21 protein-coding genes are annotated in these 23,920 nt (G+C 71.8%); 11 read left to right on the plus strand and 10 right to left on the minus strand.

Annotated elements, in window-relative coordinates:
• The first annotated feature begins 89 nt into the window (after nucleotides 1–89).
• Genes ACZ7NC_RS22015 through ACZ7NC_RS22025 form a run of 3 tightly spaced genes read left to right on the plus strand, consistent with a single transcriptional unit; the run spans nucleotide 90 to nucleotide 3,684 of the window.
• Nucleotides 90–371 (plus strand): SHOCT domain-containing protein, encoded by a 282-nt coding sequence (locus ACZ7NC_RS22015; protein WP_383406125.1) that lies wholly within the window; start codon nucleotides 90–92, stop codon nucleotides 369–371.
• On the plus strand, nucleotides 368–1,126 hold the full coding sequence (locus ACZ7NC_RS22020) for an ABC transporter ATP-binding protein (RefSeq protein WP_471490559.1): 759 nt from the start codon (nucleotides 368–370) through the stop codon (nucleotides 1,124–1,126). Before ACZ7NC_RS22015 ends, ACZ7NC_RS22020 begins: the two co-directional genes overlap by 4 nt.
• Entirely contained in the window at nucleotides 1,123–3,684 is a 2,562-nt protein-coding gene (locus ACZ7NC_RS22025) for an ABC transporter permease (RefSeq protein WP_471490561.1), read from the plus strand. The genes ACZ7NC_RS22020 and ACZ7NC_RS22025 overlap by 4 nt, the downstream gene beginning before the upstream one ends.
• Before the next feature lie 36 nt (nucleotides 3,685–3,720).
• Here the strand turns inward: ACZ7NC_RS22025 and ACZ7NC_RS22030 are convergent, their stop codons facing one another.
• On the minus strand, nucleotides 3,721–4,272 hold the full coding sequence (locus ACZ7NC_RS22030) for an ATP-binding protein (protein ID WP_471490562.1): 552 nt from the start codon (nucleotides 4,270–4,272) through the stop codon (nucleotides 3,721–3,723).
• A gap of 184 nt (nucleotides 4,273–4,456) precedes the next feature.
• On the minus strand, nucleotides 4,457–4,780 hold the full coding sequence (locus ACZ7NC_RS22035) for a hypothetical protein (RefSeq protein WP_471490564.1): 324 nt from the start codon (nucleotides 4,778–4,780) through the stop codon (nucleotides 4,457–4,459).
• 343 nt (nucleotides 4,781–5,123) lie between these two features.
• Here ACZ7NC_RS22035 and cds1 point away from each other — a divergent pair, with 343 nt between their 5' ends.
• On the plus strand, nucleotides 5,124–6,248 hold the full coding sequence (gene cds1 / locus ACZ7NC_RS22040; RefSeq protein ID WP_471490565.1) for an L-cysteine desulfhydrase Cds1: 1,125 nt from the start codon (nucleotides 5,124–5,126) through the stop codon (nucleotides 6,246–6,248).
• A 10-nt stretch (nucleotides 6,249–6,258) separates the two neighbouring features.
• On the opposite strand, the gene ACZ7NC_RS22045 is transcribed toward cds1, so the two are convergent.
• Nucleotides 6,259–6,738: an SRPBCC family protein gene (locus ACZ7NC_RS22045; protein ID WP_471490567.1), complete on the minus strand. Its 480-nt coding sequence runs from the start codon at nucleotides 6,736–6,738 to the stop codon at nucleotides 6,259–6,261.
• 58 nt (nucleotides 6,739–6,796) lie between these two features.
• Entirely contained in the window at nucleotides 6,797–7,627 is an 831-nt protein-coding gene (locus ACZ7NC_RS22050) for a DeoR/GlpR family DNA-binding transcription regulator (RefSeq protein WP_471490568.1), read from the minus strand.
• Between the two features lie 290 nt (nucleotides 7,628–7,917).
• Here ACZ7NC_RS22050 and ACZ7NC_RS22055 point away from each other — a divergent pair, with 290 nt between their 5' ends.
• The gene (locus ACZ7NC_RS22055; protein ID WP_471490569.1) at nucleotides 7,918–10,251 is read left to right on the plus strand and encodes a hypothetical protein; all 2,334 of its coding nucleotides are present in this window, start codon (nucleotides 7,918–7,920) and stop codon (nucleotides 10,249–10,251) included.
• Nucleotides 10,252–10,287: 36 nt separating this feature from the next.
• On the opposite strand, the gene ACZ7NC_RS22060 is transcribed toward ACZ7NC_RS22055, so the two are convergent.
• The 4 genes from ACZ7NC_RS22060 to ACZ7NC_RS22075 all read right to left on the minus strand — a co-directional run bounded on the left by ACZ7NC_RS22060 (nucleotide 10,288) and on the right by ACZ7NC_RS22075 (nucleotide 14,929).
• Nucleotides 10,288–12,729 carry a right-handed parallel beta-helix repeat-containing protein gene (locus ACZ7NC_RS22060; RefSeq protein WP_471490570.1) on the minus strand — a complete coding sequence of 814 codons (2,442 nt, stop codon included), beginning with the start codon at nucleotides 12,727–12,729 and terminating at the stop codon, nucleotides 10,288–10,290.
• A 108-nt stretch (nucleotides 12,730–12,837) separates the two neighbouring features.
• The gene (locus tag ACZ7NC_RS22065) at nucleotides 12,838–13,443 is read right to left on the minus strand and encodes an Rv1733c family protein (protein WP_471490571.1); all 606 of its coding nucleotides are present in this window, start codon (nucleotides 13,441–13,443) and stop codon (nucleotides 12,838–12,840) included.
• 181 nt (nucleotides 13,444–13,624) lie between these two features.
• Entirely contained in the window at nucleotides 13,625–14,449 is an 825-nt protein-coding gene (locus ACZ7NC_RS22070) for an MOSC domain-containing protein (RefSeq protein ID WP_471490572.1), read from the minus strand.
• A gap of 45 nt (nucleotides 14,450–14,494) precedes the next feature.
• Nucleotides 14,495–14,929 (minus strand): DUF6643 family protein, encoded by a 435-nt coding sequence (locus ACZ7NC_RS22075; RefSeq protein ID WP_471490574.1) that lies wholly within the window; start codon nucleotides 14,927–14,929, stop codon nucleotides 14,495–14,497.
• 299 nt (nucleotides 14,930–15,228) lie between these two features.
• On the opposite strand from ACZ7NC_RS22075, the gene ACZ7NC_RS22080 reads away from it, so the two are divergent.
• Nucleotides 15,229–16,500 (plus strand): TerD family protein, encoded by a 1,272-nt coding sequence (locus tag ACZ7NC_RS22080; RefSeq protein ID WP_471490575.1) that lies wholly within the window; start codon nucleotides 15,229–15,231, stop codon nucleotides 16,498–16,500.
• Here ACZ7NC_RS22080 and ACZ7NC_RS22085 read toward each other — a convergent pair whose 3' ends face one another.
• A complete protein-coding gene (locus ACZ7NC_RS22085; protein ID WP_471490577.1) occupies nucleotides 16,501–17,694 on the minus strand; it encodes a glycosyltransferase in 1,194 nt (397 codons plus the stop codon).
• 39 nt (nucleotides 17,695–17,733) lie between these two features.
• Between ACZ7NC_RS22085 and ACZ7NC_RS22090 the strand changes: the two genes are divergently transcribed.
• Nucleotides 17,734–18,519, plus strand: coding sequence for a glutamate racemase (locus ACZ7NC_RS22090; RefSeq protein WP_471490579.1), 786 nt, complete (start codon nucleotides 17,734–17,736; stop codon nucleotides 18,517–18,519).
• A 105-nt stretch (nucleotides 18,520–18,624) separates the two neighbouring features.
• A complete protein-coding gene (locus ACZ7NC_RS22095) occupies nucleotides 18,625–19,167 on the plus strand; it encodes a hypothetical protein (RefSeq protein WP_471490580.1) in 543 nt (180 codons plus the stop codon).
• 233 nt (nucleotides 19,168–19,400) lie between these two features.
• Here the strand turns inward: ACZ7NC_RS22095 and ACZ7NC_RS22100 are convergent, their stop codons facing one another.
• Complete coding sequence (locus ACZ7NC_RS22100) at nucleotides 19,401–20,468, minus strand: O-antigen ligase family protein (RefSeq protein WP_471490582.1); 1,068 nt, start codon at nucleotides 20,466–20,468, stop codon at nucleotides 19,401–19,403.
• Between the two features lie 367 nt (nucleotides 20,469–20,835).
• Between ACZ7NC_RS22100 and lnt the strand changes: the two genes are divergently transcribed.
• From lnt to ACZ7NC_RS22115, 3 genes are all read left to right on the plus strand, one after another.
• Nucleotides 20,836–22,446 carry an apolipoprotein N-acyltransferase gene (lnt, locus tag ACZ7NC_RS22105; RefSeq protein WP_471490583.1) on the plus strand — a complete coding sequence of 537 codons (1,611 nt, stop codon included), beginning with the start codon at nucleotides 20,836–20,838 and terminating at the stop codon, nucleotides 22,444–22,446.
• A 69-nt stretch (nucleotides 22,447–22,515) separates the two neighbouring features.
• Nucleotides 22,516–22,995, plus strand: coding sequence for an NUDIX hydrolase (locus ACZ7NC_RS22110; protein WP_471490585.1), 480 nt, complete (start codon nucleotides 22,516–22,518; stop codon nucleotides 22,993–22,995).
• Between the two features lie 54 nt (nucleotides 22,996–23,049).
• The gene (locus ACZ7NC_RS22115) at nucleotides 23,050–23,859 is read left to right on the plus strand and encodes a 3-hydroxybutyrate dehydrogenase (protein WP_471490586.1); all 810 of its coding nucleotides are present in this window, start codon (nucleotides 23,050–23,052) and stop codon (nucleotides 23,857–23,859) included.
• The last annotated feature ends 61 nt before the right edge of the window (nucleotides 23,860–23,920 follow it).

The raw sequence follows: 23,920 nt of genomic DNA on the forward strand, positions 1-23,920 counted from the left end.
ACGACTCGGACCCCCTCCCGGCGAGAGCCTCGAGACATCACCGAACGACCCGACGAAACCGACCGAACCGACTCGGGAGATGACTCGAGATGCAGACCCTCGCACACTTCGCGGACGGCGGCCCCGGCCCGTGGATCCTTCTGTTCCCGCTGATCTGGGCGGCCGTCGTGGTCGGCGGCATCACGCTGCTGCGCCGCACGGTATGGCGCGGACGCCGCGGTCCCTGGCGCTCGGCCCCCGACGAGAAGTCCCCCATCACCGTGCTCGGCCACCGCTTCGCCTCCGGCGAGATCGACGAGGACGAGTACTGGCGCCGGCTGTCCGTGCTGGACGAGCAGTTCGGCCGTACGGGCAAGGGCGGTGCGGCATGACGACCACGACCGTCACGACGGCGACGCCGACGGCGGCCCGCGTCATCGACGCCGTGAAGGTGTACGGCAGCGGCGACACCAGCGTGCGGGCCCTGGACGGGGTGAGCGTCGACTTCCCGGTCGGCCGCTTCACCGCGATCATGGGGCCCTCGGGCTCCGGCAAGTCCACCCTGATGCACTGCGCGGCCGGCCTCGACACGCTCACCTCGGGCACCGCCCACATCGGGGACACAGAGCTGAGCAGCCTCGACGACCGTCGCCTCACCCTGCTCCGCCGGGAACGCGTCGGCTTCGTGTTCCAGTCGTTCAACCTGGTGCCGACGCTCACCGTCGCGGAGAACATCACGCTGCCGCTGGACCTCGCGGGCGGCAAGGGCGACCCGGAGTGGATCGACGCGCTGATCGACGTCGTCGGCCTGCGCGACCGGCTCCACCACCGCCCCTCCGAGCTCTCCGGCGGGCAGCAGCAGCGCGTCGCCGTGGCCCGTGCCTTCGCCGGCCGGCCCGACGTCGTCTTCGCCGACGAGCCGACCGGCAACCTCGACTCCCGCTCCGGCGGGGAGGTCCTCGGCCTGCTCGGCCGCGCGGTGCGCCAGACGGCCCGCACGGTCGTCATGGTCACCCACGACCCGGTGGCCGCCGCCCACGCCGACGAGGTCGTGTTCCTCGCCGACGGGCGCCTGGTCGACCGTATGGAATCCCCGACCGCCGACAAGGTCCTGGACCGCATGAAAGCCTTCGAGGTGCCGTCATGAACGCATCCATCCGCCTGAGCGTGTCCTCGCTGCGCGCCCACAAGCGACGCTTCGCCGGTACGTTCCTCGCGGTCTTCCTCGGCGTGGCCTTCCTCGCCGGGACGCTCGTCATGGGCGACACGCTCCGCGCCAGCTTCGACACGATGTTCGGCAACGCGACCAGCGGCACGGACGCCGTCGTCCGCAGCGCCGACGCGATCACCACACCCGGTGAGAGCCAGGGCGTACGCGAACCCGTCGACGCGGACCTCGTGAGCGCCGTCGAGCAGGTCCCCGGTGTCGCGGCCGCCGCGCCCAACATCCAGGGCGCCGGCCAGCTCGTCGGCAGGAACGGCGACCCGATCGGCGGCCAGGGCCCGCCCACCCTCGCCGGCAACTGGATCGACGACCCCGAGCTCAACGCGTACCAGCTCGCCGAGGGCCGCACTCCGCACAAGTCCGGCGAGGTGGTCATCGACCGCGGCACCGCCCAGCGCGGCGACCTGACGATCGGCGACACGACGACCCTGCGCACACCGGACCCCGTCAAGGTGACGATCGTCGGCCTCGCGACCTTCGGCGGCGAGGACGGCATGGCACAGGTGACCTTCACCGGCATGACCCGGGCCGACGCGGAGAAGTACCTCACGGCGCGGCCGGGCGAGGCGGCGAGCATCCAGGTGCGGGCCGGACCGGGCGTCAGCCAGCAGGAGCTGGTCGACCGGCTGAGTCCCGCGCTCCCCAAGGGAGTCGAGGCCATCACCGGCCAGGATTCGGCCGAGGAGAACACCGACATGATCTCCAGCCAGTTCCTGACCGTCTTCACCACCTTCCTCCTGGTGTTCTCCGGCGTGGCCCTCCTGGTCGCCACCTTCTCCATCCACAACACCTTCGCGATCGTCGTGGCCCAGCGCACCCGCGAGAATGCCCTCCTGCGGGCCCTGGGCGCCTCCCGCCGCCAGGTCACCTCCTCGACCCTCGTCGAGGCGACCGCCGTGGCCGTCACCGCGTCGGTGGCCGGGCTCGCGGGCGGCATCGGCATCGCGGCTGGGCTCCAGGCGCTGTTCCCGGCGATCGGATTCCCGTTCCCCGAGGGCGACTTGGTCATCAGCGGCCTGTCGATGGCCCTGCCGCTCGCGGTCGGCATCCTGGTCTGCCTCGGCTCCGCCCTGCTGCCCGCCGTACGGGCCGGCCGTACCGCACCGCTGGCCGCCCTGCGTGAGACGGCGGTCGACACCTCCGGTGCCTCCCGCTTCCGCGCCGTCACCGGACTGGGGCTCATCGCCCTCGCGGTGGCCGTGACGCTCACCGGCGTCCTGGTGTCCCCGTCCATCTGGCTGGCGGGTACCGGCGCGGTCCTCGCCCTGGTCGCCTTCGTGGTTCTCGGCCCGGTCGCCTCCACGACGGCCGTACGGATCCTCGGCGGCCCCCTCGACCGGCTGCGCGGTGTGACCGGTGGCCTCGCCCGCCGCAACGCCCTGCGCAGCCCGAAGCGCACGGCGGCCACCGCGAGCGCGTTGATGATCGGTGTGGCCGTGGTCTCGCTGTTCACGGTGTTCGGAGCCTCGCTGAAGGCGACCATGGACCAGACCGTGTCCCGGTCGTTCGCGGGCGACGTGGCCGTCAGCACCCCGTCGTTCGGCGCGGGCGGCAGCGGCCTGAGCCCGCGCCTCGCCGACGCGGTCCAGCGGCTGCCCGAGGTGGACACGGCAGTCGGTCTCGGCCGTGGAGTCGCGGAAGTCGACGGCAAGGGACGGGCGCTGACGGTCACGGACCCGATCGCCCTGGAGCGCACCTTCGATCTGGGCACCGTCCAGGGCTCCCTGCGCGCCCTCGGCACCGACGGCATCGCCATCACCGAGAAGGAGGCCGACAAGCAGAACCTGACGACCGGCGACAAGGCCCGCCTCACCTTCACCGACGGCCGGACGTCGACCTTCACCGTCCGCGCGGTCTACGGTCAGTCCGAACTCGCCGGCGACTACGTCGTCACCCGCGACGCCTGGGCCCCGCACCGCACCCAGGACGCCGACACCCTGATCGCCGTCTCCTTCAAGGACGGCGTCGGCACGGACGCCGGCAAGGCGGCGGTCGAGAAGGTCGCGGCCCAGTACGGCAACCCCGAGGTGCAGACCCGCGACGAGTACGCACAGTCCTCGGCGGGCGGCGTCGACATGATGCTCACCCTCGTCTACGCGCTGCTCGCCCTCGCGGTGCTCATCGCGCTCCTCGGAATCGCCAACACCCTGACGCTGGCGATCCACGAGCGCACCCGTGAACTCGGTCTGCTGCGAGCCGTCGGCCAGACCCGCTCCCAACTGCGGGCGATGGTCCGCTGGGAGTCGGTCCTGGTGGCCGCCTTCGGCACCGTCGGCGGCCTCGCGCTCGGCGCCTTCCTCGGCTGGGTCCTGGTCAGGGCCTCCGACGGCGCGAGCGACAGCGCGTTCGCCTTCGCGATGCCGCCCCTGCAACTGGTGGTGGTGGCCCTGGTCGGTCTGACGGCCGGAGCCCTGGCGGGCCTGCGCCCGGCACGCCGCGCGGCGCGCCTGGACGTACTGCGGGCCATTGCCACGGAGTGACCCGGCAGGGCCGGATTCACCCCCCTCACCGCCCGGTCAGCCCACCACGGCCGACCGGGCGGGAGCATGTCCCGGCCGACGCAGGTCCACCCGCTGCCCGACCTCCGCGAACTGCCGCGCGGGCTGCTCCACGGCCACCGCCGTCCGCCGCGGCGGACGCGCGGCCGATGCCCGGGTCGCCGCCGCGGCCGTCGGAAGGGTGAACCACACGACCTTGCCGGACTCGCCGTCCGGCCGTACGCCCCAGCTCTCGCTGACCGCGGCCACCATCGCCAGCCCGCGCCCACAGGTGGCGAGCGAGTCGGCGCTCTTGACGTCCGCCACGACCGGCAGCCGCGGGTCGTGGTCGCGCACCGAGACCATCAGCCGGTCGAGCAGCAGCTCGATCTCCACGGTGCACATCTTGTCGGGCCGGGCGTGCAGGTGGACGTTGGTCAACAACTCGGTCACACCGAGCGCGGCGCGGTCTATCAAGGGATCCAGATGCCAGTAGCGCAACTGCGCCGATACGATTCTGCGGACCTGACCGATCCGCGACGGCAGGGCTTGGAGCTCCACCGTGCAGTGCCTGCTTGGGTAACTGATCACGGCTGCGACTCCCCGACTGAAGTGGTCCGGAAGAACACGAAGTACGGATCCAGCAGGGTGCTTGAAGAAAACGGCCGCCTGCTGACATGGCCGGCGGGCTGGTTCGCAGCGTTATCGCCGGTAAACCCAGAGTGACGTGAGACCAGCGTGACGCAGGGGGTGACGTACCGCAACTCGCGGTGACTCAGACCTTGCGTCCGGAGGCCTTCCGTACGGCCTCGATGAACCGGCGCGCGGCGGGCGGACCCGGTTCGCCCGGCGCGGGGTCGTGATCGCCCAACGTCAGTGAATAGCGGTTGCCGTTGAGGTCCGCCAGTGCCTTGTCGTCCGGGGCGAACCAGGGCTTGGACGCCCGTACCGCCTGCACCGGCGCGCTGTCGATCTCGCTGCCGTAGCTGGTGAGCAACTGCACCCGCCCGTCGCTGATCCGTATCTGCCCGGCCCGGGTCAGCGAGCGCAGCCGCTTCCCGATCCGCACGCCCGTGGCCCTGAACTCCGGCTCAGCCATGCCCCGCCCCTCTTGGTGCGCCTCGGTGTGCCGGTCCGTCCCGCGTGGGCCGTGGCCGGCTCTGATCGTGATCCAGTGTGCCCCCGCCCGGGATCGCTGTCCCGTCCGATGCAGTCTGCCCGCGTACCGCGGCGAGCACCAGTGCGCACGTCACCCCTGGACGGGGCGCTCGGAGCACTCGCGCGAATGCGCCCCCAGGGGCCCGGTGAGAGCACTGGCCCAGGGCTGCCTTTGAGGCTCTCAAAGGTGTGTTTATGCAGGTGAGAAGCGTGCGGAAAGATGTCTATGCTCGAAGTGACGGCCGCGCGATTCGCCGCTGCCGCACAGCACGAGGAGCAGCGCCGTGAGTACCCTCCAGCAGACCCCGTCCGGCGTGACCCTCGACGTCGACCGCACCGACGCCGCCTACCGCGACTGGCTGAAAGAAGCCGTACGCAAGGTCCAGGCCGACGCCAACCGCTCGGCCGACACACACCTGCTGCGCTTTCCGCTGCCGGAGCAGTGGGGCATCGACCTGTACCTCAAGGACGAGTCGACCCACCCCACCGGCAGCCTCAAGCACCGGCTCGCCCGCTCACTCTTCCTGTACGGCCTGTGCAATGGCTGGATCCGGCCGGGCCGCCCGGTGATCGAGGCGTCCAGCGGCTCGACGGCCGTCTCCGAGGCGTACTTCGCGAAGCTGATCGGTGTGCCCTTCATCGCGGTCATGCCGCGCACGACGAGCGCCGAGAAGTGCCGCCTCATCGAGTTCCACGGCGGACAGTGCCACTTCGTGGACGACTCGCGGAAAATGTACGAGGAGTCCGCCCGCCTCGCGATCGAGACCGGCGGCCACTACATGGACCAGTTCACCTACGCCGAACGGGCCACGGACTGGCGCGGCAACAACAACATCGCCGAGTCCATCTTCCGTCAGCTGCGGCTGGAGCGGTTCCCGGAGCCCGCCTGGATCGTCGCCACGGCCGGCACCGGCGGCACCTCCGCGACCCTCGCCCGGTACGTCCACTACATGCAGTACGACACCCGCATCTGTGTCGCCGATCCGGAGAACTCCTGCTTCTTCGAGGGCTGGACCACCGGCGATCCGGACGTCACCTGCGACTGCGGCTCCCGCATCGAGGGCATCGGCCGCCCCCGTATGGAGCCGAGCTTCGTGCCCGGCGCCGTCGACCGGATGATGAAGGTGCCGGACGCGGCGAGCGTGGCCGCCGTACGCGCCCTAGAGCGGGCCATCGGCCGCAAGGCGGGCGGCTCCACGGGCACCGGGCTGTGGAGCGCGCTGAAGATCATCGCCGAGATGGTCGCCGAGGGACGGCAGGGGAGTGTGGTGACCCTGCTGTGCGACCCGGGGGACCGGTACCTCGACAAGTACTACTCGGACACCTGGCTGACCCATCAGGCCCTCGACATCGCGCCGTACTCGACCGCCATCGAGCAGCTGCTGGAGACCGGCGTCTGGCCCGAGTGACCCGCCGGCCTCAGCGTGCCGCCGCGGCCAGCCGCCGGTCCAGCGAGGTCACGGCGTCCCGGAACGCCCGGCCGAGGCCAGGCCGCGCGAGGCCGAACATGAACCGGAAGGGCGCCGTGCCGTCCACGGCGAAGGTCCACTGGACCCGGGTGCCGGTCCCCGCCGGAGCGAGCCGCCACTCCTCGACCATGGCTCGCGACCCGGGCGCGTTGGTGAGGTCGACGCGGTAGGCGTACGTCTCGGGGCTCTTCGCCACGAGGATCGTCTCCTCGAAGCGGGTGCCGCCCCTGAGCCGGACCTCGCGCCGGGCTCCGTCGTCGAGCGGGCGGGCCAGCGTCACCGCCGAGAACCACTCCGTCCAGCCCGGCACGTCCTCGGCGAGCGCCCGGTACACCGTCTCCGGGGAAGCGGATACCTCCCGCGCGAAGACATGCCGTACGGGCGCGCTCCCCACGAAGTCGATCCCGACCTCACGCAGCAGGTGAGCCATGGACGAAACCCCCTATGCCGACACCGCTCCGGGCAGCGTCACCATAGCTGGCGCCTCGTCAGATGTCTGCACCCTCATCGGGCTCACCGGCCACCACAAGCCGGCGCAGCTGCTCGGAGATCTCCGAGCGCGCGTCGGCCGCCAGCCCGGCGTCCGTCACCAGCGTGTCGACCTGCTCCAGCGCCGCGAACGAACTCAGCCCCACCACACCCCACTTGGTGTGGTCGGCGACCACCACGACCCGCCGCGCCGACTGCACCAGCCGCCGGTTGGTCTCGGCCTCCGCGAGGTTCGGCGTGGACAGGCCCGCCTCCACCGATATGCCGTGCACACCGAGGAACAGCACGTCGAAGTGGAGCGCCGCGATCGCCTGGTCGGCCACCGGGCCCACCAGCGAGTCGGACGGAGTGCGCACCCCGCCGGTCAGCACGACCGTGGCCGCGCCCTGCCGGGGGCCCGCTGTGCGCTGCGCGACGTGGAAGACATCGGCGACCCGCACCGAGTTCGTGACCACGGTGAGGTCGGGAACCTCGACCAGCTGATGCGCCAGCGCGTATGTCGTCGTACCGCCCGACAGCGCGATCGCGCTGCCCGGCGCGACCAGCTCGGCCGCCGCCCGCGCGATGTCCTCCTTGGCCGTCAGCTCCAGACCCGACTTGGCCTCGAACCCCGGCTCGTGCGTGCTGGCCTCGACCACCGGGACCGCGCCGCCGTGCACCTTCTCCAGTACGCCCTGCCGGGCGAGCGCGTCGAGATCGCGGCGCACCGTCATGTCCGACACACCGAGCTTGCGGGTCAGCTCATTGACCCGCACCCCGCCGCGGCGCCGTACCTCGTCCAGAATCAGGGCGCGCCGCTGCTCCGCGAGGAGGTTCTGATTCTCGCTCACGTACGCTCCGGTCCTTTCGCCGCTGCCGTCCGACATGCCCTGCCACCCCATCCGACAAGGCCATTCTCGCCCCTCCCGGGGCGCGGGGCGTCCCATCCTCGCACGGGTCGGTACAGGTGGCGCCACTGGCCGTCCCGACGCGCGCATGTCACTTCGGCATCTCCCGTTCCCCGGTCCGTCACACGGACCGGGGAGATTCCGTGAGGAGAGGTGTACGAGAGCGTCTCGGCGGAGATCCTTGTGCCCGCACGGCCACAAGCCGATGGCTCGTCACGGGGGAAGTACGAGAGATGGAACGTGCGCAGGAACGCGTCACGAAGAACGGGGCGGCTGCGGCGCCCGAGGACCCGAGAATCGCCCTGGAACTCCTGGTCCACGGCGTAGGCGGCACCACACCGCAGGAGATGCTGGACGATCCGCGGACCGTGCGGATCACCGGCGACGACACGGCAGCCGTCTTCCGCCGGGCCGACGACGTCGACGCCGAGGGCAGGCCGGACGACGACCGGGACGGGCCGGTGCCCGAGGCCTACGTCTGGTGCAACCTCACCTCGGGCAACAGCGCTCGCGCCCTGTGGCTGCTGTTATTGCCGTTCATGGTGGTGAACCTCGCCCACTGGATGCGCCCCACCACACACGACCGGGCGCGGACGGTGCGTCTGTACGGCCTGCTCGTGCGGCTCGCGGGGCTGACGCTGACGGTGCTGTTCGTCGCGGCCGCGTGCGAGGTCGCACTGGACCTCGCGGCCTGGCAGTGCGCGGGCACACACGCGTGCGCCGAGCGGCACAGCTGGCTGGGCTTCCTGTCCCCGACCGCCTCGAACGGCGGCTGGTGGAGCGACCCCGGCCGCAGGCTCGCCCTCGCGGCCGTGGTGCCCGCCGCGCTGACCGGCCTGTTGTGGTACCTCTCCCGCCGCACCTGGAGCGCATACGAGTCCCAGCAGCCGATGGCCCGTGAGCCCGAGCCGGACGAGGAGACCGGCGGCACCTCCCTGGGCCGCCCCGGCTTCTGGTACGGCCGTCGCCTGGTGGCCCGGCTGCGCGCTGCGCACACCGCCGCCGGCCTGCTGACCATCGCCGCCGCGGTCGGCTCGGCGGCGGCACGCTTCGACCGCCGGCCCGGCGGACCCGCGCTTCTCGACACCCTGGGATGGCTCCTGGACGCGGCCCTCGTCGGCTGCGCGGCCGTGGTGGTGTGGGTGGTCTGCCGCCGGGGCCGCAGCGAGAACCGCCTCGACCAGGAACTCGACTCGCATCTCGTACGACGCCTGCCGCTCGCCGCCCTCGTCCTGCTGGCGCTCGCCCTGGTGTACGCCGGGTGGGACCGGCCGGGCTGGCAGTCGACCGGCCGTCTCCCGGGCGACCCCACCTTCGGCGCCATCGCCTTCTTCCAAGGCCTGCTCGTCATCGTGCTCGCCGTCGTCGCCCACGTCCTCCACCGCACCCGGCCCCACGCGCGTGCCGCGATGCGCGGCCTCGGCGGACCGGCCGTGGTGATGCTGGCCTGCGCCCTGGGCGGGGTGATGTCCGGCGGGGTCGCCCAGCGGGTGGCCGACTGGCTGGACGGCACGGGCGCGTCGATCGTCGGCCCGCCCGTCCTGCTGACCTGGCAGGCTTCCGTGATCCCGCCGCTGCTGGTCCTCCTGCTGCTGCTCTGCGGCTGGCTGGCGTGGCGGGCCTGGCTGCTGCGCCGCACCGAACTGGGCACGGTGGAGCTCGACTACACCGGGGAGCCCCAGGACCCGGCACGGACCCGCCGTATCGCCACCACCCGTGCGATGGCCACGCTCACCGACCGCGCCCCCCTCGTCGTCGCCGTCACCTCCACCGCCACCCTGCTCCTGGGTGCCGGAGCCCTGGTCGGTGCCCTGACGACCGACGAGACACCGAGCGAGGCCGCCGACGGGACGTACGCTTTCGTCCACGGCGCCGCCGAGACCGCGCAGGCGCTGGGGTCCTGGCTGATCGGCCTCGGCTTCATACTGTTCGTCACCTGGGGCAGGCGCGCCTACAAGGACGCCTCGGCCCGGCGCACCATCGGCATCCTGTGGGACGTCGGCACCTTCTGGCCGCGCGCCGCACATCCGTTCGCGCCGCCCTGCTACGCCGAGCGCGCGGTGCCCGACCTGACCTGGCGGATGGCGACCTGGACCCGCGAAGGGGAGGGCCGACGCCTCGTCATCTCCGGGCACTCCCAGGGCAGCGTGCTCGCCGCCGCCGCGGCCTGGCAGCTGACGCCGACGGACCGCAGGCGGGTGGCACTCCTGACCTACGGCTCCCCGCTGGAGCGCCTGTACGGCCGCTGGTTCCCGGCCCACTTCGGCCCGGCGGCGCTGGCCTCCCTGCACGCCGAGGTCGACTGCTGGCGCAACCTGTACCGCGTCACCGACCCCATCGGGGGCCCGGTCCGGCTGTCCGACGGCTGCGACCCCGAGGTCGACCGTGAGGCCCTCAAGGACCCGCTGGCGTACGGCCGCACCGCCGAACACCCGCTGCCCGCCCCGATCCTCGGCCACGGCGACTACCAGGCGGACCCGGCGTTCGCGGAGGAACGGGAGCGGCTGCTGGCGCGGTTGAGGCCGGGGGTTCCGGCGCCGAGGCAGCAGGCCGCGGCCGAGAGCTGATCCGGTCGACCCGGGCGATCCGCCCGACCCGCGATGTCAGGTCAGGTCGGGCAGATCCTCGGCGTACAGCAGCGTCAGATCGTCCGTGCTGGGCTCCGGCAGCTGGGCGACCCGGCTCGCGTGCCGCTCCACCATGGCCTCGAAGGTCTGCCGTGCCGTACGGCCGTTGCCGAACGCCGGGCCCTTGGGGATCGCCGCGAAGTACTTCAGCAGGGCCTCGGCGACACCGGGGCCGAGCCGGTACTCGTGCTCCTCGGTCTGCTGCGCGACGATCCTCAGCAGCTCGTCGGGGCCGTAGTCGCTGAAGGTGATGGTCCGTGAGAAGCGGGACGCCACACCGGGGTTGACGGACAGGAACCGCTCCATCTCCGCCGTGTAGCCCGCCACGATCACCACGACCGCGTCGCGGTGGTCCTCCATCAGCTTCACCAGCGTGTCGATGGCCTCCTTGCCGAAGTCCCGGCCCGAGTCCTCCGGCGACAGCGCGTACGCCTCGTCGATGAACAGCACACCGCCGCGCGCCTTGTCGAAGGCCTCCTGCGTACGGATCGCCGTGGAGCCGATGTGCTCACCGACCAGGTCGACACGGGACACCTCGACCAGGTGGCCCTTCTCCAGGACACCGAGGGAGGCGAGGATCTCGCCGTAGAGGCGGGCGACCGTCGTCTTGCCGGTGCCGGGAGAGCCGGTGAAGACCAGATGCCGCTTGACCGACGCCGCCTTCAGGCCCGCTTGCTGACGGCGCCGGCCCACCTCGATCATGTCGGTGAGCGCGCGCACCTCGCGCTTGACGCTCTCCAGGCCCACCAGCGCGTCCAGTTCACCGAGGACGTCCTTGGAGGTCCGCGCCGGCTTCTCGGCCTGCGCGGCGGCGACGAGCGCCTCCTGCTCGGTGGCGCGCTGGCCGGGGATCGCGCCGAGGAGGCCGGGCGACTGGCTCGCCGTCTGCACGACGGGCTGCGGCGCGGGCGGCGGCTGCCTCAGGCCCGCGCTCTCGTCGCTGGTGCAGTCCTCGACGTCGGGGCCCGTCCCGGAGGCCGCGTCCGGGCCACCGTCCGCGAACTCGTAACCGCCGCGCGCGCACCGCTCCGTACGGCACTTCCGCAGCGTCGTACGGCAGCCGTCGATGACATGGAAGCCATAGCCGGCACTGCCCCTCACCCGGCAGTTCAGGAAGGTGCCGCGGCCGCCCGCCGAGACATAGAACCCGGCCTCCGCCGGGGAGTCGACCGTGCAGCGCTCGATGACGGGGTCGGCGCCCTTGGTGACGATCACGCCGGTCTGGGTGCCGTCCACGGTGCAGTTGTTGAGGGTGCCACCGCTGCCGTGGTCGCGGAACCAGGCACCCGTCGCCGCGTCCCGGATCCGGCAGTCGTCGAGCTGGGCCGTGGCGCCGTCGCTCACCGACACGGCCGTGTTGCGCACCTGGGACAGGTCGCTGTCGACGACGTCCGCGCGGGAGCCGCGGTCGAGGACGAACAGCGCGTCCGGCACGTCGTGCACCCGGCAGGAGTCCAGCACCGCGGTGGCGCCGTCGCTGACCCACACCGCGGGGTAGTCGCCCGTGCTGTCGAAGATCTCGCACTGGTTGGCGTCCACGCGTGTGCCGGGATCCCACACCGAAAGGCCGTTGCGGCCGAACTGACGCACCGTGGTGCGGGTCAGGGTGAGGACCGAACGGGAGCGCAGGTCGACCGCGTTCTCCGGGATGTCGTGGATCCGGCAGTCCGCCAGCGTCAGCACGGCGTCCGTGTCGAGCGTGACACCGTCGGCGGTGGTGCGGTGCACATCGCAGTCCGTGAGGTGGGCGGTGGCCCGGCCGGTGACCTGGACACCGGAGCCCCGGACCTCGTAGACCTCGCAACCGACCGCTTCCAGCGAGGAGTTCTCCCCGGTGGCCGTCAGCCCCGAGCCCGCGGCGTGGTGCACCCGGCAGCGCTCCAGACGGGGGTGCCCGCCGCCGCGCACGGCGATGCCCGCCTGACCGGCCGCGACGACCTCGCACTCCTCGAACACCCCGCCACCGCCGTCCAGTACGGCGATGCCGATGCCCGCGGGGTTGTCGACGGTGCAGCGCCGCACGGTCGGCCGAGCGCCGCCGCGCACCTCGATCCCTGCCGCGGACCGGGTGACGATCCTGACGTCCGTGAGTTCCGGGGCCCCCTCTTCGACGAGCAGCGCGGGCGCCGCCGCGTCCTGACCCTCCACATGCAGGTCCTGCACCACGGCCGAGGCGCGCACCGTCAACGGCACACCGTCCACGGGCGCGATCCGCACCGAGCCGGGGGAGCCCTCGGGGCCGCGCAGGGTCACCGCCCGCTGGACGACGAGGTTCTCCCGGTAGGTGCCGGGCGCGACGGTGAGGACGTCGCCGTCGGCCGCGGCCTCCAGGGCGGCGGCGAGCGATGCGTACTCACCCGTGCGGCGCCGCCACCGCGAGGTGCCGGTGTGCGTCACCTGGACCGTGCCCTGTGCCATGGCGTTGATGTGCCCCCACCTCGTAGTACGCGGGTTTGCTGCCGAAGAGTTCGGCCGGTCCACCGTAGCGTGCGCGCGGGCGGTGGGTTGACCAGAGCTGGAAGGCCGTCAGCTGCCGGTGCCAGTCCGGCCCCAGTCGGGGCCCGCCTTGTCCCAGGCCTGGTCCCAACGCTCGTACCGGCGACGGACCATGCGCCAGACGAGCAGCCGTCTGCCGCCCTCGACAAGACCGGCCGTCAGCAGGGCCGCCCCGAATCCGGCGAGCACGGCGTGCGTCGCGGCGGTCGCGGAGTCCAGCGGGCGGGCCACGGTGCGGCCCTGCTGGTCCGTCCATATCCGGAACCGGTCGCCCGGCCGCGGGCTGTCGAGGCTCGCCATGACCCGGCCCTGGCGCACGGTGCCGTCCGGTGCGGTCCATTCGGCCACGACCCGGGTGCGCATGTCCCGTCCGGTGGCCGCCTCGGGGTCCACGTCCAGCGGGGAGCCGTCCACCTCGCGGACCACCGTCGCCGTCACCAGGTGCCGGGACGTGCGCTGTTCACGCACGGACTGCTGCAGGGCGTCCTGGGCGAGGCCGCCGACCAGGGAGCCGGCCAGGGGCGTCACGACCAGGATCAGCAGCAGGGCCGCCAGGGCGACCCAGGCCTCGGCCAGATCGGTCGCACGGCGCAGCGGATTGTGCCGCCAGCGCCAGAGTCCGCTGATCGCGCGCATCGTCCGGCCACCCCCTTCCCGCTCCGTGATAACCCGTGGCGGAGTCGTTCACCCGCGAGCGCCGCCGAAGAGAGAGCGAAATCACCTGTGCCCCGGGGCCTCTCATGAACTTCTCACGAAAGGCCCAACGCGCGGGCACCCGGCCGAGGTTCCCGCCCTCCGTCACCCGCGGGGATCCTTCTCAGCTGAGAATCGTGACCGGGTCACCGACCCGGATCGTGCCTCGGGAGAGGGGCACCAGGTTCTGACCGAACAGCAGCTTGCCGCCCATGCGGCGGTGTCTGCCCAGGGTGAGCAGGGGCTCCCTGCCGCGCTCGGCGGTGGCCTGGTCGGTCGTGGTGACCACGCAGCGCCCGGACTTCTTAGGCGCGCGGAAGGTGACCTCGCCAATGGAGATGCGCGACCAGTCGTCCTCGGCCCAGGCGGCGGTGCCCGACACGACGACGTTCGGCCGGAAACGGTTCATCGGCAGCGGGCCCTCGTCCGCGTGATCGCCCTGTGCGATCAGGGAATTGAGGGCGTCGAGGGAGGCGGTGGTGGTGAGCAGCAGGGGGTAGCCGTCGGCGAAGCTGACGGTCTCGCCCGGCAGGGCGTACTCCGGGTCGACGGGCCGGCTCGTGGCGGGATCGGCCATGTACACGAGGCGCGTACCGACGCCGAGGTAGGCGCTGCACCAGGCGTGCGCGGTGTTGTCGGCGAGGGCCGCCTCGACCTTGTCGCGGAAGATCTCCACCGGCATCGTGCCGACCGTGCGGGGCACGGGCACCGTCAGCGGGTCCATGCCGGGCGCGGTCAGCCGAACGCCGCCGCCGGGCAGCAACTCGGCGGCGGCCAGCGCGAGGCGTGGCTGCTGGCGCTGTGTAACGACCTTTCCCCCGTCGTCTATCAGCATCCAGCGTCGATCTCCGGCCAGCCCCCAGGGCTCCACGACGGCTTCCGGGTGCGCTGTGCCCCGGAACGCCTTGACCGGATGAACGTGAATCGACTGCAGCTGTGCGTACCCCATGGGGTCATCGTGCCAGGTGGCACCGACAACCCCGGGGGGAACGGGTCAGTAGCCGCGGTACTGCTGGTTGTTGTACGGGTCCTGGTAAGGAGCCGCGGCGGGGCGGGGAGCCGCGGGGCGCATCGCCTCGTAGCCCATGCCGCCGGGCGCCACCGGCCGAGGCTGCTGTGCCTGCGGGCCCGGGTAGCCGCGCGGCGCGCCCGCCTGCTGCGGGATGTAGGCCGCGGGCGCCTGCTGCAGCGGAGAGGGCTGCTGGGCCTGCGGATAACCGTAGGAGGGCTGGGACGGCGCCGCCGGGAGGGCGGGCAGTGCCGACGGCAGCGCGGGCAGATTGCCGCCCGGCATGTCGTAAGCGGCGGGGACCCGGATCGGGGCGATCTGCGGGGTGCCCCGCTCGGCGACGAGCCTGTCGTAGATCGGGGTGTCCGGGAAGGAGGCGGAGTAGTAGCCGCCGCCATAGGTGGAGCGGGGGGAGGTCATGGCACATAAGGTAAGCCCACGATGTGCTGGTTGGGGAGACCGATAAGAGGGTTGTTTTATGTGTCCGTGGTGACGCCGGATCCCCAATGCGAGCGAACTCGGCAAAAAGGGACGCCAATCAGCGTGCGGATCGTGTAAATGCCGAGTTCCGGGCGGGTTACCGCGGGTTGACCACGGGTCTTTGCATGCCCCTCGTGGGACTTCGATGGCGCGGGGAATAGGTTGACCCTGTAGAAGAACCCAGTGGGCAGCCGGGACATGCCTGGCGCGGTGAGCAGGTGATGGGGGCGGACATGTCAATGCCGAAGGGATCGAATGTTCCGGTGCCGACGACGGCACTACGGGTCGAATTGGGCTGGCGTTCAGGGCCCGGCGTGCCCGATGCGGACGCCTCGGCGCTGCTCCTCGTCGGCGGAAAGGTCCGCTCCGACGGGGACTTCGTCTTCTACAACCAGCCCGCACACTCCTCCGGCGCCGTCCGGCACGAGGGCAAGCGGGACGCCGGTGGCCGGGTGACCGACAGCCTCCTCGTCGACCTCGCGCGCGTGGAGCCCGCCATCGAGACCGTCATCCTGGCCGCCTCCTCCGACGGCGGATCGTTCGGTCAGGTGCCGGACCTCTACATCGAGGTCAAGGACGCCGCCCAGGACACGGTCGTCGCCCGCTTCGACAGCACCGGCGCCACGGTCGAAACCGCTTTCGTACTCGGTGAGTTCTACCGCCGCCAGGGCGCCTGGAAGTTCCGCGCCGTCGGTCAGGGCTACGGCAGCGGCCTGGAGGGCCTCGCCACCGACTACGGCATCACGGTCGACGAACCCCAGGCGGCACCCGCACCGACACCCGCGATGACCACCCCGCCACCTGTGGCGCCCCCGGCGACCATGCCGCCCGCCATGCCGCCGGCCGCCCCGCCTCCGCCGCAGGCGCCGCCGGTGAGCCTCAGCAAGGTGACGCTCACCAAGGCGGCCCCCTCGGTCTCGCTGACCAAGCAGGGCGGCACCTCGGGCGCCATGCGCGTGAACCTCAACTGGGAGGTGCGCAAGCAGTTCTCCGGGTGGGCGAGCAAGCTGGGCCGCCCGGTCGCCATGCACAACGACCTCGACCTCGATCTGTGTGCCCTGTACGAGCTGGCCGACGGCAGCAAGGGAGTGATCCAGTCCCTCGGCAACGCCTTCGGCGCCCTGCACCAGCCGCCGTACATCCACCTCGACGGCGACGACCGCACCGGTGCCGTGGCCAGCGGCGAGAACCTCACCGTCAATCTCGACCACCGGCGGTCGTTCCGGCGCATCCTGATCTTCGTCACCATCTACGAGGGCGCGCGCTCCTTCGCCGACCTGCACGCCACGGTCACCCTCACGCCGCAGCACGGCGCCGCGATCGACTTCTCGCTCGACGAGTGCACGGTCCCCTCGACGGTGTGCGCGCTCGCCCTGATCACCAACACCGGCGACGACCTGGTCGTCCAGCGTGAGGCCCGCTACCTGGTGCCCGAGCGCGGGGTGAGCCCGCAGCGCACGGTCGACTACGCCTACGGGTGGGGCATGAACTGGACCCCGGGCCGCAAGTAGTCAGCCCTCGTCGGGCACCGTGTCCGGACGCGCGTAGGTGCGGCCCTTCCAGGCCGCGCCACGCCCCCTGTAGTGCTGCACCGCGGAGTCGACCGTCATCAGGAGATAGAGGAACGCGGTGAACGGCAGCAGCGGAGCGAGCCACAGCGGCTGGCGGTAGTAGCGGAGCATCGGTACATACGTCCCGGTCATCACCAGCCATGCGAGACCGCCGCCGACCGCCGCCGCCGTATCCCCGCCCGCCAGACCCACGACCAGGGCGGCCGCCGGCACCAGATACACCAACGCGAGCCCGGCGACCGTCCCGGCCAGCACCAGCGGGTTGTGTCGCAGTTGCGCGTACGCGCTGCGCGAGACCATCCGCCACAGGTCGGTCAGTCGTGGATACGGGCGCACGCTGTCCACACTCTCGGCCAGCCCCAGCCAGATGTGGCCGCCGCCGTGCTTGACGGCCCGAGCGAGTGCCACGTCGTCGATGACGGCGTGCCGGATGGCGTCCGGAATCCGCGCCCGCTCGGCGGCCTCGGCACGCAGCAGGACGCAGCCGCCCGCCGCTGCCGCCGTCCGCGTCCCCTTCTCACCGATCCGGCGGAACGGATAGAGCTGCGCGAAGAAGTACACGAAGGCCGGCACGACCAGCCGTTCCCACAGGCTCTCCACCCTCAGTCGCGCCATCTGCGATACGACGTCGAAACCGCCGGTGCGCGCTGCCGCCACCAGCTCCCGCAGGCTGTCGGGCGCATGCGCGATGTCGGCGTCCGTCAGCAGGAGGTACTCGGGGTCACGCGCGCGTGCCAGCGTGATGCCGTGCCGCACCGCCCAGAGCTTGCCCGTCCAGCCCGAGGGCGGCTCACCGGGGGAGTCCACCGTCAGCGGCAGCCCACCGTGCCGTTGCGCGAGCTCGCGCGCCAGCTCCCCGGTGCCGTCCGAACTGCCGTCGTCGATCAGGAAGATCTCCGCGCGCCCCGGATAGTTCTGAGCGAGCAGCGACGGCAGGCTCACCCGAAGGACCGCGGCCTCGTCGCGTGCCGGTACGACGACGCCGACCGACGGCCACTCCTCCGGCTGCGTCCGCCGCGGAAGTCTGACATCCGTACGCCAGAAGAAGCCCTGGCAGAGCAGCAGCCACAGCCAGGCGGCGAGTGACGCGGCGGCGGTCCACGCGATGGCGCTCACGTGCGCAGTCTGCCCCACCGGACGGGTCCGCCAGGGCCCATCGTCTATCGTGGCCGGGTGAAGATCGCGCTGATGGACTCCGGAATCGGCTTGCTGGCGGCCACGGCCGCGGTACGGCGGCTGCGACCCGACGCAGATCTGGTGCTCTCACTCGACCCCGACGGCATGCCCTGGGGTCCCAGGACTCCCGAAGACCTCACTCAGCGCGCAGTGGCCGTCGCCGACGCGGCCGCCGCGTACCGGCCCGACGCCCTGATCATCGGCTGCAACACCGCGAGCGTGCACGCGCTGCCCACCCTGCGCGACCGTCTTGAACCCGGCATACCGGTCATCGGGACGGTTCCCGCGATCAAGCCGGCCGCGGCCGGCGGGGGCCCCGTCGCGATCTGGGCCACCCCCGCGACCACCGGCAGCCCCTACCAGCGCGGACTGATCAAGGACTTCGCCGACGGCGTGACCGTCACCGAAGTGCCCTGCTTCGGGCTGGCCGAAGCGGTCGAGCACGCGGACGACACGGCGACCGACGTCGCGGTCGCCGCGGCCGCCGCGCTGACCCCCCAGGACGTGACGACCGTCGTCCTGGGCTGCACCCACTACGAACTCGTCGCCGACCGCATCCGCGCCGCCGTCCAGCGCCCCGGCTTCCCGCCGCTCGTCCTGCACGGCTCCGCGGGCGCGGTCGCCGCACAGGCGCTGCGCCGCCTCGGCGAGCAGCCCGCCCCCGCAGCCGTGCCGAGCGGCAACCTGACCGTGCTGCTGAGTGGCCGCGAGGGCGCGCTGCCCGAGCCCGCTCTCGCCTACGACGAAGGCCGTCTCCTCCAGACGATCAGCCCCGCACGGTGACGGAAGGCCGCAAAACGGACGACCTCGGTCCGCAGTGGTCCGGTCGGCGCAGTCACACTCCGCGACGCGGTACCAGCGCAGCGAATCCTGAGTAACCTCATAGCCATGAGGGACCACCCCCACAGCGGTAAGCCGCATCCCGATGTCTGGACCGGGCGGGCGACCAACCGGGTCCAGTGGTTGCTCGCGCTCGTCGGTGCCGCCTGTATGGCGCTCGGGATCGAGCTGGCCGTCGACTCGCCGTGGACGGACGGAGTCGCCGCGCTCGTCATGGCCGTCGTGGGCTGTATCGCGGCCGGGCTGCTGGTCCTCTTCGGCACCCTGGCGTTCGTGCATGTCGCCCTGAAGGTCGACCAGGAGTGCCTTGAGGTGCGCTGCGGCCACATCGGTGTGCCGCGCCGCCGGATCCCGCTGTCCGAGGTCGTGGGTGCCGACTTCGTCCCGCACGTCACTCCTCGTCACTGGGGCGGCTGGGGCTACCGGTGGCGGCCCGACAAGGGAACCGCCGTCGTCGTACGGCGTGGTGAGGGGCTGGTGCTGCGGCTGTGGGACGGCCACACCTTCACGATCACCGTGGACGATGCCGAGGCGGCCGTGGGCGTCATCAGGGATCGGCTGCGGTCTCGGGCGGCTGGTACGGCGCTCTGAGATCCGTGAGATCTGTGAGATCCATGAGATCTGTGAGATCCGTGGGGCCCAGGGCGATCCAGGGGATCTAGGCGGATCCAGGGATTGGCATCGAGGCGGTCGTCACTGCGGGTGGCTTTTGGGCCCATGTGCGTCGGCGACATTGCCGTACACCGGATCGTGGTGCCGTAGATCATGGTGCTGCACACCATGGCGCCGCACGCCATGGTGACCTCAGCCCATCGGGCTCGCGGTCATGGGGCCAACCGATCGCCACGCGCGCGTACGTCGTTCTCGGGCTGCGAAGAATCGCCGGCCATCGGGCGTGCCGTTGCCAGCCCCGCCAGCAGGCCCGCTCCCACCGACACCATCGTGAAGCTGAGCGCGTTGCCGACCGCGGCGATCACCGCCAGGGCCGTGAGGGCGGCACCGGCGGTGAGCGCGACAGGGGTGGGACGGGCGGTACGCCACAGCGCGAACAGCATCCAGCAGAAGGCCGCCGCCAGCAGCAGCACGCCGACGACCCCCTGTTCCGCCGCCTGCTGCAAGGGTGCCGAGTGAGGCTTGCCGTCGGACAGCAGCGTCCCGGTCGCCGTCGTACTGAGCTCGCCGAAGCGCCCCGGACCCACACCCAGGGTGGGCTCTTCGCGCGCCAGGTGCAGCGCGTCGTGCCACAGCTGGATCCGGTGCCCCGTCAGCCGGCCCTCCAGCCGGGCGAGCAGTCCGCCGGGTACCGCGTTGCCGGCGACCGCCCAGGTCAGGCCGGTGACCGAGGCCGCCGCCACGGCCAGTCCCGCGATGCCCACCCCGCGACGGCGGAGGTGGCCCGCGGCGAGCGAGCACAACAGGACGGCGGAGCAGGTGATGAAGCCGCTGGTCGAGCCGAGGGCCGCCGCGGTGATCGCGATTGCGGCGGCCAGTACGCGCAGGCCCAGGCGCACGACCGGCGCCGACGCGGCCCAGGCGGCGCAGCACGCGGCGCCCGCGGAGAGGGTCAGAACGGCGGCGGTGGCCCCCGCGTGGCCCAAGGGGGCGACGATTTGAGGGCCGGGGGTGAGATGCGGAACGGTCAGCGTCAGGCTCACTCCGGCCAGGGCTCCGGCGCAGGGTGCGGCGACCGGCAGCAGTGCCCCGCTGATCCGCCCGGCGGCATAACCGGCGGCCACGGCGAGAATCGCGAGCAGCACACCCTCGGGGCGGCCGTCGTGCACGGCAGCCGAGATCAGCGACCAGGAGGCGCAGGCCCCCAGGATCACCACGCCGGCCGCATCAGAAACGTTTCGTCTGTCGCCGGCCGCACCCGGACCTGCCACAGACGTCATCCCCGCGACACCCACCCCGCCCCCCGAACCCGGTCCCCCGACCTGTGACGGGCCTCAGCCACCGGACCTGACCGGCCGATACGACTGAGGCTCCGGCATACCGTAACGGCTTATGGCCGGATTGTGGACGTCTCGTGCAGGAACGATGCGTCACGAGAGTAGCGGGGGAGCGCCACACAGCCGGGGGTGACGGCGTTCGCAGGCTGGGCAGAGGCGCTCGGCAGGTGTCGGTCGGCGGCATTGTCGGCCGGGCTTCCTGCCGGGGGCGCGGTCACCCGGGCCATATGCATCGCGTGGGCCCGTGCAGGAGCCTTCCGCCGCCGGACCGCGCTGTCGGTGTCAAGGTCAACCGCCGTACACTCCCGGAGTGACCGTCACCGCAACCACCGTGGACGAGTCGGACCAGTTGGAGCCGCAGACCGCGCCCACTTCGCGCGCGGCACGGCTCGTGCGGCTGGTTCCGGCCCTCGCCGCGGCGCTCTCCGGAGTGCTGCTCTACGTCAGCTTCCCGCCGCGCACCCTGTGGTGGCTGTCCCTGCCCGCCTTCGCCGTCTTCGGCTGGGTGCTGCGCGGACGCAGTTGGAAGGCGGGCCTCGGCCTCGGCTATCTCTTCGGTCTCGGTTTCCTGCTGCCGCTGCTGGTGTGGACCGGAGTGGAGGTCGGACCCGGCCCCTGGATCGCACTTGTCGCGATCGAAGCGATCTTCGTCGCGCTGGTGGGCGCGGGAGTCGCCGTGGTGTCGAAACTGCCCGCCTGGCCGGTGTGGGCGGCGGCGCTGTGGATCGCCGGAGAGGCGGCACGCGCGCGTGCGCCGTTCCACGGCTTCCCCTGGGGCAAGATCGCGTTCGGCCAGGCAGACGGCGTCTTCCTGCCGCTCGCCGCGGTCGGCGGCACACCGGTGCTCGGCTTCGCCGTCGTCCTGTGCGGCTTCGGGCTCTACGAAGTCGCACGCCTCGTCATCGAACGGCGGCGCACCCGGACCGTCCAGCGCTCCGCCGCGGCCGTGGCCCTGCTGAGCGTGGCCGTGCCCGTGGTGGGCGCGGTGGCCGCACGGCCGCTGGTCAGCGACGAGGCCGAGAGCGGCATGGCGACCGTCGCGGTCATCCAGGGCAACGTGCCGCGCGCGGGGCTGGACTTCAACGCCCAGCGGCGGGCCGTACTGGACCACCACGCGCGCGAGACCGAGCGCCTGGCCGCCGAGGTCAAGGCAGGCAAGGTCGCACAGCCCGACTTCGTGCTGTGGCCCGAGAACTCCTCCGACATCGACCCCTTCGCCAACGCCGACGCCCGCGTCGTCATCGACACGGCGGCCAAGGCGATCGGCGCGCCCATATCGGTGGGCGGCGTCGTGGAGCGCGACGGCAAGCTGCTCAACGAGCAGATCCTGTGGGACCCGGCCAAGGGTCCCGTCGACACCTACGACAAGCGGCAGATCCAGCCGTTCGGCGAGTACCTGCCGCTGCGTTCGCTCGTCGGGGCGATCAACGAGAACTGGACCTCGATGGTCCGCAAGGACTTCAGCCGGGGCAGCGAGCCGGGTGTGTTCACCATGGACGGCGCCAAGGTCGGCCTCGTCACCTGCTACGAGGCGGCCTTCGACTGGGCGGTGCGCTCCGAGGTCACCGACGGCGCCCAGATGATCTCCGTGCCGAGCAACAACGCCACCTTCGACCGCAGCGAGATGACCTACCAGCAACTCGCCATGTCCCGCGTCCGCGCCGTCGAGCACAGCCGGACCGTCACCGTGCCGGTGACCAGCGGCGTCAGCGCGATCATCATGCCGGACGGCACGATCACGCAGCGGACGGGCATGTTCGTGGCCGACTCGCTCGTCCAGAAGGTCCCGCTGCGCTCCTCCGAGACCCCCGCCACGCGCCTGGGCATCCTGCCGGAGATCGCCCTGGTGCTGATTGCCGCGGGCGGTCTCGGCTGGGCGATCGGCGCCGGGGTGCGCGCGCGACGCGGCGGTGACGTGTAGCCGTACGCCGGTCGCACGCCCCCGGGAACTCGCCGGGGGCGCCGCCACCTGCCCGTTAGGGTCGGAGGCATGGCTACTCCCGACTTCATTCGTACGATCAGGGCCTCCGCCGGTCACCAGCTGCTGTGGCTTCCCGGGGTCAGCGCCGTCGTCTTCGACGACGAGGGACGTGTCCTGCTGGGGCAGCGCGCGGACAACCACCAGTGGACGGTGATCAGCGGCATCCCCGACCCCGGGGAGCAGCCCGCCGCCTGCGCCGTGCGTGAGGTGCACGAGGAGACGGGCGTCGAGTGCGTGGTCGAGCGGGTCGTCCTCATCGGTTCCGGCCATGAGGTCACCTACCCCAACGGCGACAAGTGCCAGTTCATGGACATCACGTTCCGCTGCCGGGCCGTCGGCGGCGAGGCACGCGTCAACGATGACGAGTCCGTGGAGGTGGGCTGGTTCGCGGTGGACGCGCTGCCCATGATGAACGAACATCAGGTCTTCCGGATCAAGCAGGCGCTGTCCGACGAACCCACGTGGTTCGAACCTATGACCTCGGCCTGAAGTATGGGTTGTGACCATATGTGGCCTGGCGAGGGCGGTGCCTAGGGTCGAATCATGACCCCGCTCAGCGCCCTCCCGGCTCACGGCCCGTCCTCGCCCTCTCCGCTCGATCTGGGCGGTCGTACCGCCCTGGTCACCGGTGCCGCCGGTGGCATCGGCCGGGCCTGTGCGCTGCGGCTCGCGGCCGCGGGGGCGAAGGTGAGAGCGGTCGACCGCGACTCCACGGGCCTGGAGGAGCTCGCCGAGCGGGCCCGGGGCCTTGCGGGCGCCGTCGAACCGCACGTCCTCGACCTCACCGATCTGGACGCCGCCGAACTCGCTGCCGCCGGCACCGACGTCCTCGTGAACAACGCCGGGCTGCAACTGGTGCGCCCCATCGAGGAGTTCCCACCCGACGTCTTCCACACGGTCCTCACCGTGATGCTGGAGGCACCGTTCCGGCTCATCCGTGGTGCCCTGCCCCATATGTATGGGCAGGGCTGGGGCCGGATCGTCAATGTGTCCTCCGTACATGGGCTGCGCGCCTCGGCCTTCAAGTCTGCCTATGTGGCCGCCAAACACGGTCTGGAGGGACTGTCCAAGACAGCCGCCCTTGAGGGTGCGCCACACGGCGTCACCTCGAACTGTGTGAACCCCGCCTATGTACGCACCCCACTGGTCGAGCGGCAGCTCACCGACCAGGCCCGGGCGCACGGCATTCCCGAGGAGCGGGTCCTATCCGAGGTGCTGTTGCAGGACAGTGCGGTCAAGCGGCTCATCGAACCCGAGGAGGTCGCCGAGGCCGTGGCGTACCTGTGCAGCCCGCACGCGTCCTTCGTGACCGGTACGTCGCTGGTGCTCGACGGTGGCTGGACCGCGCACTGACCGGCCGGGCGTCGGTGGAATTCCGAGTTATCCACAGGGCTGACGGGGTGACGGTGCGATG

The sequence above is a fragment of the Streptomyces sp. NPDC111802 genome (assembly GCF_055634335.1).

What these genes read in the sequence shown, in the direction of transcription:
- ACZ7NC_RS22015 (WP_383406125.1), top strand. Translation starts at nt 90, where the DNA reads ATGCAGACCCTCGCACACTTCGCGGACGGCGGCCCCGGCCCGTGGATC.
- ACZ7NC_RS22020 (WP_471490559.1), top strand. Translation starts at nt 368, where the DNA reads ATGACGACCACGACCGTCACGACGGCGACGCCGACGGCGGCCCGCGTC.
- ACZ7NC_RS22025 (WP_471490561.1), top strand. Translation starts at nt 1,123, where the DNA reads ATGAACGCATCCATCCGCCTGAGCGTGTCCTCGCTGCGCGCCCACAAG.
- ACZ7NC_RS22035 (WP_471490564.1), bottom strand. Translation starts at nt 4,780, where the DNA reads ATGGCTGAGCCGGAGTTCAGGGCCACGGGCGTGCGGATCGGGAAGCGG.
- ACZ7NC_RS22045 (WP_471490567.1), bottom strand. Translation starts at nt 6,738, where the DNA reads ATGGCTCACCTGCTGCGTGAGGTCGGGATCGACTTCGTGGGGAGCGCG.
- ACZ7NC_RS22055 (WP_471490569.1), top strand. Translation starts at nt 7,918, where the DNA reads ATGGAACGTGCGCAGGAACGCGTCACGAAGAACGGGGCGGCTGCGGCG.
- ACZ7NC_RS22060 (WP_471490570.1), bottom strand. Translation starts at nt 12,729, where the DNA reads ATGGCACAGGGCACGGTCCAGGTGACGCACACCGGCACCTCGCGGTGG.
- ACZ7NC_RS22065 (WP_471490571.1), bottom strand. Translation starts at nt 13,443, where the DNA reads ATGCGCGCGATCAGCGGACTCTGGCGCTGGCGGCACAATCCGCTGCGC.
- ACZ7NC_RS22070 (WP_471490572.1), bottom strand. Translation starts at nt 14,449, where the DNA reads ATGGGGTACGCACAGCTGCAGTCGATTCACGTTCATCCGGTCAAGGCG.
- ACZ7NC_RS22075 (WP_471490574.1), bottom strand. Translation starts at nt 14,929, where the DNA reads ATGACCTCCCCCCGCTCCACCTATGGCGGCGGCTACTACTCCGCCTCC.
- ACZ7NC_RS22080 (WP_471490575.1), top strand. Translation starts at nt 15,229, where the DNA reads ATGCCGAAGGGATCGAATGTTCCGGTGCCGACGACGGCACTACGGGTC.
- ACZ7NC_RS22095 (WP_471490580.1), top strand. Translation starts at nt 18,625, where the DNA reads ATGAGGGACCACCCCCACAGCGGTAAGCCGCATCCCGATGTCTGGACC.
- ACZ7NC_RS22100 (WP_471490582.1), bottom strand. Translation starts at nt 20,468, where the DNA reads ATGACGTCTGTGGCAGGTCCGGGTGCGGCCGGCGACAGACGAAACGTT.
- ACZ7NC_RS22110 (WP_471490585.1), top strand. Translation starts at nt 22,516, where the DNA reads ATGGCTACTCCCGACTTCATTCGTACGATCAGGGCCTCCGCCGGTCAC.
- ACZ7NC_RS22115 (WP_471490586.1), top strand. Translation starts at nt 23,050, where the DNA reads ATGACCCCGCTCAGCGCCCTCCCGGCTCACGGCCCGTCCTCGCCCTCT.